10 protein-coding genes and 1 other RNA gene are annotated in these 8,388 nt (G+C 70.5%); 9 read left to right on the top strand and 2 right to left on the bottom strand.

All coding sequences use genetic code 11. From position 1 onward, the window contains the following. Positions 1 to 603 (bottom strand): c-type cytochrome (locus tag AC07NX_RS15860; RefSeq protein ID WP_494643075.1); only part of this gene is annotated, 603 nt, incomplete at its 3' end. Positions 604 to 761: 158 nt separating this feature from the next. Here AC07NX_RS15860 and AC07NX_RS15855 point away from each other — a divergent pair. The 3 genes from AC07NX_RS15855 to AC07NX_RS15845 all read left to right on the top strand — a co-directional run bounded on the left by AC07NX_RS15855 (position 762) and on the right by AC07NX_RS15845 (position 2,869). Further along, positions 762 to 1,517: a 3-deoxy-manno-octulosonate cytidylyltransferase gene (locus tag AC07NX_RS15855; protein ID WP_494643073.1), complete on the top strand. Its 756-nt coding sequence runs from the start codon at positions 762 to 764 to the stop codon at positions 1,515 to 1,517. Beyond that, entirely contained in the window at positions 1,514 to 2,362 is an 849-nt protein-coding gene (locus AC07NX_RS15850) for a prephenate dehydratase (protein ID WP_494643071.1), read from the top strand. Before AC07NX_RS15855 ends, AC07NX_RS15850 begins: the two co-directional genes overlap by 4 nt. Positions 2,363 to 2,452: 90 nt before the next feature. Further along, a complete protein-coding gene (locus tag AC07NX_RS15845) occupies positions 2,453 to 2,869 on the top strand; it encodes an MAPEG family protein (RefSeq protein WP_494643070.1) in 417 nt (138 codons plus the stop codon). A 137-nt stretch (positions 2,870 to 3,006) separates the two neighbouring features. Here AC07NX_RS15845 and nudC read toward each other — a convergent pair whose 3' ends face one another. Next, positions 3,007 to 3,948, bottom strand: a complete 942-nt coding sequence (gene nudC, locus AC07NX_RS15840) for an NAD(+) diphosphatase (RefSeq protein WP_494643069.1) — start codon at positions 3,946 to 3,948, stop codon at positions 3,007 to 3,009. An 88-nt stretch (positions 3,949 to 4,036) separates the two neighbouring features. Here nudC and ffs point away from each other — a divergent pair. The 6 genes from ffs to recR all read left to right on the top strand — a co-directional run bounded on the left by ffs (position 4,037) and on the right by recR (position 8,215). Then, positions 4,037 to 4,134: signal recognition particle sRNA small type (gene ffs / locus AC07NX_RS15835), an RNA gene on the top strand. Between the two features lie 81 nt (positions 4,135 to 4,215). Continuing rightward, positions 4,216 to 6,057, top strand: coding sequence for a DNA polymerase III subunit gamma/tau (locus tag AC07NX_RS15830; protein WP_494643068.1), 1,842 nt, complete (start codon positions 4,216 to 4,218; stop codon positions 6,055 to 6,057). Between the two features lie 120 nt (positions 6,058 to 6,177). Next, positions 6,178 to 6,507, top strand: a complete 330-nt coding sequence (locus AC07NX_RS15825) for a YbaB/EbfC family nucleoid-associated protein (protein ID WP_494643066.1) — start codon at positions 6,178 to 6,180, stop codon at positions 6,505 to 6,507. Positions 6,508 to 6,729: 222 nt separating this feature from the next. Then, positions 6,730 to 7,176, top strand: a complete 447-nt coding sequence (locus AC07NX_RS15820; protein WP_494643065.1) for a nuclear transport factor 2 family protein — start codon at positions 6,730 to 6,732, stop codon at positions 7,174 to 7,176. Positions 7,177 to 7,205: 29 nt separating this feature from the next. Beyond that, positions 7,206 to 7,613, top strand: a complete 408-nt coding sequence (locus AC07NX_RS15815; RefSeq protein ID WP_494643064.1) for an SPFH domain-containing protein — start codon at positions 7,206 to 7,208, stop codon at positions 7,611 to 7,613. Beyond that, positions 7,613 to 8,215, top strand: a complete 603-nt coding sequence (gene recR, locus AC07NX_RS15810; RefSeq protein ID WP_132085800.1) for a recombination mediator RecR — start codon at positions 7,613 to 7,615, stop codon at positions 8,213 to 8,215. The genes AC07NX_RS15815 and recR overlap by 1 nt, the downstream gene beginning before the upstream one ends. Positions 8,216 to 8,388: the final 173 nt, after the last annotated feature.

The following is an 8,388-nucleotide window of genomic DNA, read 5'->3' as shown; positions in this document are numbered from 1 at the left end:
AGCCGCGGGGGCGGCCGCGTCAGCCGCCGGAGCCTCGCCGGCGGGCGCCGGGGCCGCGCCGGCCGGCTTCGGCGCCGGGATCGGCAGGCTCGAGCCCAGGCTGTGCAGGTAGGCGATCATGGCGATCCGGTCTTCCTGCTTCTTCAGGCCGACGAACGTCATCTTGGTGCCCGAGATGTCCTTGCCCGGGGCCTTCAGGAAGGTGTCGAGCTTGTCGTAGTCCCAGACCGGGTTCTTGGCGCCGTACTCGACCATGGCCGGCGAATAGGCGAAGCCGGGGTGGACGCCGGGCTTGCGCCCCACCACGCCGAACAGGCCGGGGCCGGTGTGATTCTCGGCGGTGAAGTTGTGGCAGGAGGCGCACTTGGCGGCGACGGCCTGGCCGGCGGTGACATTGGCCGGGGTCAGGACGCTGCCCCAGTCGGGCGCGGCCTCGGCGGCCGCGCCGCCTTCGCCCGCCTCTTCGGCGATCGCGATCTCATAGCCGGGCTTTTCAAGCTCGTGCTTGGCGAAAACGATGTCCGACGCTTCCCGCAGACCGAAAATGATCAGGCCGGTCAGCAGCACGCCGCCAGCGATCTTGTTGAACGTCAGGTCGCTCATCTAAAGCCTTACCAGCCTCTTGGGGGCCGTCTGACGACAGGCCCGAAATCCGCGCCCGGAGGTTTCCCCCGCGCGCTCCATGTTGCGCTCGCGTCTCTTACACGCTACCGCCCGAGGCGCAACCGGGCAGCAACGGTTTTGACCCGCAACGGCCTTTCATGAACCCTATCGTCGTCATTCCGGCCCGCATGGCGGCCACCCGCCTCCCCGACAAGCCGTTGGCGGACATCGGCGGCGTCCCGATGATCGTGCGCGTGCTGCGCCAGGCCCTGGCGGCGGGAATCGGCCCGGTGGCGGTGGCGGCCGGCGACATCGCCATCGTCCACGCGGTCAAGCAGGCCGGCGGCCAGGCGGTGCTGACCGATCCGGCCCTGCCCTCGGGCTCGGACCGCATCCTGGCCGCCCTCGAGGCGCTGGACCCCCAGCGCCGCCACGACGTGGTCATCAACCTGCAGGGCGACATGCCGTTCGTGCAGCCCTCGGTGCTGGGCGCCTGCGCCGACCTTCTGAGCGCCCATCCCGGCTGCGACATCGCCACCGTCGTCGCGCCGGAAGCCTCGCCGGCCGACCGGTCCAATCCCGACGTGGTCAAGGCCGTGCTGGCCATGGAGCAGAACGGCCTGTCGGGCCGGGCGCTGTATTTCACTCGCTCCACCCTCTATGGCGACGGCCCCGTCTGGCGTCACATCGGCATCTACGGCTATCGCCGCGCCGCCCTGGAGGCCTTCAACGCCGCCCCGCCCTCGCCGCTGGAGAAGCGCGAGAAGCTGGAGCAACTGCGGGCCATGGAGCTGGGCCTCAGCTTGCGCGCCGCGGTGGCCGCCGAGGCCCCGATCTCCGTCGACAATCCTTCGGACCTAGAAGCGGCGCGCGCCTATTCGAACACCATTGGCGCGGCCGGAAAGTCAGCATGAGCATCCTCAAGAAGATCGCCTTCCAGGGCGAGCCCGGCGCCAACAGCCACGAGGCCTGCCGCACCTATTTCCCCGACCACGAGGCCGTGCCCTGCGCCACCTTCGAGGAGGCGTTCGAGGCCATCAAGACCGGCGCCTGCCAGCTGGGCATGATCCCGATCGAGAACTCGATCGCCGGCCGCGTGGCCGACGTCCACCACCTCTTGCCCGCTTCGGGCCTGAAGATCGTCGGCGAACGCTTCAAGCCGATCCGCTTCCAGCTGATGGCCAACAAGGGCGTGACACTGGAGACGGTGAAGATCGCCTGTTCGATGCCGATCGCGCTGAGCCAGTGCCGCCACAGCCTCAAGAAGCTGGGCCTGGCCCACGAGAGCGCCGGCGACACGGCGGGCGCGGCCAAGGCCCTGGCCCTGAAGCCCGATCCCACCCGCGCCGCCGTGGCCCCGGCCCTGGCCGCCGAGATCTACGGCCTGGACATCCTGGCCCGCGACATCGAGGACGCGCGCAACAACACCACGCGGTTCCTGGTGATGACGGCCGATCCCAAGCCGGAGGCGCCGCCGTTCACCCACCGCTGCGTGACCAGCTTCGTGTTCAAGGTCCGCAACCTGCCGGCCGCCCTCTACAAGGCCCTGGGCGGCTTCGCGACCAACGGCGTCAACATGACCAAGCTGGAAAGCTACATGGAGGGCGGGGCCTTCACCGCCACCTTCTTCTACGCCGAGGTCGACGGCCGGCCCGAGGACCGCCCCCTGGCCCTGGCCTTCGACGAGCTGAAGTTCTTCTCCGAGAAGTTCGAGATCCTGGGGGTCTATCCGGCCGATCCGTTCCGGGACCGGGTGTAGGGCTTCCCGAAGGGCAAGCTTCGCCAATCGGGCGTTCGGCGCCTAATCTCCCGCCCAGGGTCCCAGCAAGGGGCCGGGGAGGGAACGACGATGCAAACGCTGGTCGCGCCGGTGATGGCGCTGACGGCCTGGTCGCTGGTGATCTGGCTGTGGATGTACGTTCAGCGGCTGCCGGCCATGAGCAAGGCCGGGATCAAGCCGCAGGACGCGGCCTTTCCGGGCGGGCTGAACGGCCTGCCGCCGATCGCCCGTCAGGCGGCCGACAACTACAACCACCTGATGGAGCAGCCGACGATCTTCTATGCGGCGGCCCTGGCCATCCAGGTCGCCGGCCACGCCGACGGCTGGGCGCTGCATCTGGCCTGGCTCTATGTGGCGCTGCGGGTGGTCCACAGCCTGGTGCAGCTCAGCATCAACGCCGTGACCTTGCGGTTCCTGGTGTTCGTGCTGTCGACGATCGCCCTGGCGGTGATGGTCGTGCGGGAGCTGGTGGTGCTGTTCGGGTAGGGACGAGGCTTCAAAAAAGATTGTCATCCCGGGCGTAGCGCAGCGAAGACCCGGGACCGCCGGAAGCGCCGAGTTCAGGCGTCGGTCCCGGATCGGCGCGCTGCGCGCTTGTCCGGGATGACAGTCGGTTTCCGAGTCTAAGCCTCCTCCGCCCAGGCCTTGATCAGCTGGTGGGCGATGGCCAGGGGCGGGGGGGCGAAGAAGCCTTCCAGCTCGCCGCGGATCAGGGCCTTGGCCTCGTCCTTGGTGAACCACTTGACCGCTTCCAGCTCGGTCTGGTCGGGGGCGGCCACGTCGCTGTCGACGTCGGCCATCAGGCCCATCATCAGCGACGAGGGCCACGGCCAGGGCTGGCTGGAGTGGTAGCGGACGGCGGTGGCGGTCAGGCCGGCCTCTTCCTTCAGCTCGCGGGCGCAGCCTTCCTCGATGGTCTCGCCGGGCTCGATGAAGCCGGCCAGGGCCGAGTACATGCCGGGCGGCCACATCGCCTGGCGACCCAGCAGGCAGCGGCCGCCGTGCAGGGCCAGCATGATCGCCACCGGATCGGTGCGCGGGAAGTGCTCGGCCTGGCAGGACGGGCACAGCCGCTTCCAGCCGCCGTCGCTGACCACCGTCTCCTGGCCGCAGTTGCTGCACCACTTGTGCTTGCGCCGCCATTCGAACATCGACTTGGCGGTGGCCAGGATGCCGGCGTCGGGCGGCGGCAGGGTCGGGGCGATCCCGCGCAACTCCTCGAACCGGCCCAGGCCCCGCAGCGGCCCCTCGGCCGGGTCGGCCCCGCCCTCCAGGTCGACGGCGAACACCGCGATGTCCTTCCAAAGCCCCAGGAAAAGCAGCCGCTCGGGCGTGGCGGCCAGGTCCTTGGCCATGTCGGCGCGCAGATAGGCGATCTGGGCGCCGCTGATCTTGCCGTCCTCCCCGACGGCGTCCTCGACCAGCGCCTTGCCGTTCCAGACGGCCACGGCCAGGGACTGCGGGTCGGCGGCCTTCTCGGCCAGCCAGGCCTCGTCGCCCCGGCGCTCGCTGGCGCGGTCGAGCGGATTGCCGGCGAAGATGTTGGTGATGATCGAAAGGGCCATGGCGAGTCTGTAGCATCCGCGACGAAGAGTCGTCACGAGCCGGCGCTTCGTGTCTTGCATCCGTCGCTATGAGTCGCGATATAGGCCTTGGAGACCGGCGCGGACGGAGTCCTCGCCAACCTGGTCAGGGCCGAGAGGCAGCAGCCACAACGAGATCCCCTCTGGGTCGCTGTCCGGTCTCCACCTTTCCCCACATTCTGACAGCATTGCCGCCTCAAGCGCGGGCCGAGCCTTTTGCTGGGCGCTGCGGCGCACTACACTCACGCCATGGCCGACCACGACGACCTCACGACCGATTCCGCGCCGCCGTGGGACGAAGAACCCGCTGAACGCGACGAGAACACCGCCGACATCTTCGGCGGGCCGCCGGCCGCGCCCGAGGCGGCGCCGCCGGCCGTGGCGACGCCCGTCGCGGCTCCGGCCGCCCAGCCGCCGTCGGACCCGGACGCGGCCTACACCGTGCTGGCCCGCAAGTACCGGCCGCGCACCTTCGAGGACCTGATCGGCCAGGAGGCCATGGTCCGCACCCTGGCCAACGCCTTCTCGACCGGCCGCATCGCCCACGCCTTCATGCTGACCGGCGTGCGGGGGGTGGGCAAGACCACCACCGCCCGCCTGTTGGCCCGGGCGTTGAACTACGAGACCGACACCGTCCACCAGCCCTCGGTCGACCTGACCGTCGACGGCCGCCACTGCAAGGCCATCGTCGAGGGGCGGCACATGGACGTGCTGGAGCTGGACGCCGCCAGCCGAACCAAGGTCGACGAGATGCGCGAGCTGCTGGACGGGGTGCGCTACGCCCCGGTCGAGGCGCGCTACAAGGTCTACATCATCGACGAAGTGCACATGCTGTCGACGGCGGCGTTCAACGCCCTGCTCAAGACGCTGGAAGAGCCGCCGCCGCACGCCAAGTTCATCTTCGCCACCACCGAGATCCGCAAGGTGCCGGTGACGATCCTGTCGCGCACCCAGCGTTTCGACCTGCGCCGGGTCGAGCCGGACGTGCTGGTCAAGCACTTCGGCAAGATCGCCGCCAAGGAAGGGGCCAGGGTCGAGGAGGACGGCCTGGCCCTGATCGCCCGCGCCGCCGAGGGCTCGGTGCGCGACGGCCTGTCCCTGCTGGACCAGGCCATCGTCCAGGGCGAGCGCGGCTCGACCGTCACCGCCGCCGTGGTCCGCGACATGCTGGGCCTGGCCGACCGCGGCCAGACGATCGCCCTGTTCGAGAACGTGATGAGCGGCAAGCCGGGCGAGTCGCTGCAGGGCTTCCGCGCCCTGTGGGGGTTCGGCGCCGATCCGGCGGTGGTCATGCTGGACCTGCTGGACCATTGCCACGCCGCGTCGGTGGCCAAGGCCCTGGGGCCGGACGCCCTGTCGATGCCCAAGGAGCAGGCCGCGCGACTGACCGCGATCGGGGCCCAGACCTCGGCCGGGACCCTGTCGCGCCTGTGGCAGATGCTGCTCAAGGCCCATGACGAGGTGCGCCGCGCGCCCGACGCCATGGCCGCGGCCGAGATGGCCCTGATCCGCCTGTGCTACGCCGCCGACCTGCCCGGTCCGGAGGAGGCGCTGAAGGCCCTGCGCGACGGCCAGCCGGTCGGCGGTCCCGGGGGCGGCGGCGGCTCGATCGGCGGCGGCGGTGGAGGCGGCGGGGCCGTCAACGCCCAGGCCCGGGTGATGGCCGCGCCCTCGGCGCCCGCGGCGCCGGTGCTGGCGTCCTTCGAAGACGTCGTGAAGCTGATCGCCGAGAAGCGCGACATCGGCCTGCGGCTCGACGTCGAGCAATATGTCCGCCCGATCAGCTTCCGCCCCGGGGCGATCACCTTCGAACCGGCCCCCGGCGCGCCCGGCAACCTGGCCGGCCGCCTGGTGCGCGCGCTGAAGGAGTGGACCGGCCAGCCCTGGCTGGTGGCGGCCGAGGGCGGCGGCGGGGCCGAGAGCCTGTTCGAGCGCCAGAAGCGCGAGGAGCGCGAGGAGCTGGCGGCGATCAAGTCCGACCCGTTCGTCGCCTCGGTGCTCAGCGCTTTCCCCGGGGCCGAGATCGTCGAGGTCCGCACGATCCTGACGCCCCCGGCGCCGCCGATCGAGCCGGACGAGCTGGAAGAATAACGACTGTCATCCCGGACGTAGCGCGCAGCGCGAAGATCCGGGACCGACGCGTGAACGCCGGCGCTTCCGGCGGTCCCGGCTCTTCGGCCGGGATGACACCGAAGTTTAGGAGTTTGAACGATGAAAGACCTCGGCGGCCTGATGAAGCAGGCCCAGGAGATGCAGCAGAAGCTGGCCGACGCCCAGGCGCGGCTCGCCGAACTGACCGTCGAGGGCACGGCCGGCGGCGGCATGGTCACCGTCACCCTGAAGGGCTCGGGCGAGCTGGCCCGGGTTGTGCTGGACGAGAGCCTGGTCGAGCCGGGCGAGGGCGAGGTGATCGCCGACCTGATCGTCGCCGCCCACGCCGACGCCAAGAAGAAGCTCGACGCCAAGCAGGCCCAGCTGATGCAGGAAGCCGCCGGGCCGATGGCCGGGCTGATGGGCGGCATGCCGGGCATGAAGTTCTAGGGTCGCCTGCATCTGAAAATCCACTCCCGTTGTCATCCCGGCCGTAGCGAAGCGGAGAGCCGGGACCCAGGACCGCCGCAATGCGCCGGCCTCTGGATCCCGAACAGCCTCCGCGAGGCTTCCGGGATGACAACCGATTTTAGGCTCATGATAGGCTTGGATGTCGCTCATCCCGTCGAGCCCAGGGCGTCCGTCCCCCTCTGAAGGAACCAGGAGATCCCGATGCCGCCTCTTCGCACCGCTCTGATCGCCCTGGCCCTGGCCGCGCCGAGCGTGGCCCACGCCGCCCCCCTGCCGGCCGACCTGGCCGCCGCCGCCCACGCCTATGACGCGGCCCAGGTGAACGGCGACCGGGCGGCGCTGGAGCGGCTGGTGGCCGACGACTACGTGCTGGTCAACGGCGCGGGCCAGGTGCAGGACAAGGCGCGGCTGATCGCCGACTATGTCGCTCCCGGCTTCAAGCTGGACCCGTTCACGATCGAGGAACCGGTCGAGACGGTGCTGGGCGACACCGCCCTGCTGGGCGGCCGGGTCAACATGACGGGGACGGACGGCGGCCAGCGCTTCGCCCTGGTGGTGCGCTTCGTCGACGCCTGGGCCAAGCGCGACGGCCAGTGGCGCGTGGTCTATTCGCAGGTCACCCGGGTGACCCCGGCCAAGGCGTCCTGATGCACAACGATTTCGGGGGAGACAGGGAAATGGGCAGGCTCGGCGGCGTGATGCTGGTGGTGTTGGTGGTCCTGATCGGGCTGATCATGGTCGCCTGGCCGCAGTACAGCGTCTATGCGGCGCGCAAGCATGGCGAGGCCGAGCTGGCGCGCGCCACCCAGAACAGGCAGGTGCGGGTGCAGGAGTCGCTGGCCAAGTTCGAGGCCGCCGACTACGACGCCAAGGCCGAAATCCGTCGCGCCCAGGGCGTGGCCCAGGCCAACAGGATCATCGCCGAAAGCCTGGGCGGCCCCGAAGGCTATCTGCGCTGGCGCTATATCGAGATGCTGCAGGAAACCTCCGAGAAGGGCGGTCACCAGGTGATCTACCTGCCGACCGAGGCGGGTCTGCCCCTTCTGGAGGCCGGCCGTCGGCCGCAGCCGCGCAAGGACGACTGATGGCCGCCTCCGCCGGACCCGAGATCGAGCGCCTGATCGCCCTGCTGTCCAAGCTGCCGGGCCTGGGGCCGCGCTCGGGCCGGCGCGCGGCCCTGGCGCTGCTCAAGAAGCGCGACACCCTGCTGGCCCCGCTGGCCGCCGCGATCGTCGACGCCCAGGCCAAGGTGCGCACCTGCTCGGTCTGCGGGTCGCTGGATACTTCGGACCCCTGCGCCGTCTGCTCGGACGCCACGCGCGACAACCGCCTGCTGTGCGTGGTCGAGGAGGTCGGCTCGCTGTGGGCCATGGAGCGCGGCGGCTCGTTCAAGGGGCGCTACCACGTGCTGGGCGGGCTGCTGTCGGCGCTGGACGGCGTGGGGCCCGAGGCGCTGAGGGTCAACGAACTGCTGGGCCGGGCCAGCAACAGTGAGATCGCCGAGGTCATCCTGGCCCTGCCGGCCACGGTCGACGGCCAGACCACGGCCCACTACCTGGCCGACCGCCTGGCGCCGACGGGGGTCTCGGTGACCATGCTGGCGCGCGGCGTGCCGGTGGGCGGCGACCTGGACTGGCTGGACGACGGGACCATCGCCCAGGCGCTGAGGGCGCGGCGGCCGGCGTAATTTTCCCTCTCCCCTTGCGGGAGAGGGTGGCCTCGCGGCGCGAGGTCGGGTGAGGGGTCGATGACGAGTTCAGCCGCGCACGCCGGACAGGACTGGGCGACCCCTCATCCGACGGCTTCGCCGCCACCTTCTCCCGCAAGGGGAGAAGGATTGACCACCCGCCTTCCACCCAC

It is taken from the genome of Caulobacter sp. GW821-FHT09A05 (genome assembly GCF_059418465.1).
This window is presented reverse-complemented; position numbering and strand designations above follow the sequence as displayed.

Coding starts and splice junctions, on each gene's coding strand:
- AC07NX_RS15855 (WP_494643073.1), top strand. CDS start 762: ATGAACCCTATCGTCGTCATTCCGGCCCGCATGGCGGCCACCCGCCTC.
- AC07NX_RS15850 (WP_494643071.1), top strand. CDS start 1,514: ATGAGCATCCTCAAGAAGATCGCCTTCCAGGGCGAGCCCGGCGCCAAC.
- AC07NX_RS15845 (WP_494643070.1), top strand. CDS start 2,453: ATGCAAACGCTGGTCGCGCCGGTGATGGCGCTGACGGCCTGGTCGCTG.
- nudC (WP_494643069.1), bottom strand. CDS start 3,948: ATGGCCCTTTCGATCATCACCAACATCTTCGCCGGCAATCCGCTCGAC.
- AC07NX_RS15830 (WP_494643068.1), top strand. CDS start 4,216: ATGGCCGACCACGACGACCTCACGACCGATTCCGCGCCGCCGTGGGAC.
- AC07NX_RS15825 (WP_494643066.1), top strand. CDS start 6,178: ATGAAAGACCTCGGCGGCCTGATGAAGCAGGCCCAGGAGATGCAGCAG.
- AC07NX_RS15820 (WP_494643065.1), top strand. CDS start 6,730: ATGCCGCCTCTTCGCACCGCTCTGATCGCCCTGGCCCTGGCCGCGCCG.
- AC07NX_RS15815 (WP_494643064.1), top strand. CDS start 7,206: ATGGGCAGGCTCGGCGGCGTGATGCTGGTGGTGTTGGTGGTCCTGATC.
- recR (WP_132085800.1), top strand. CDS start 7,613: ATGGCCGCCTCCGCCGGACCCGAGATCGAGCGCCTGATCGCCCTGCTG.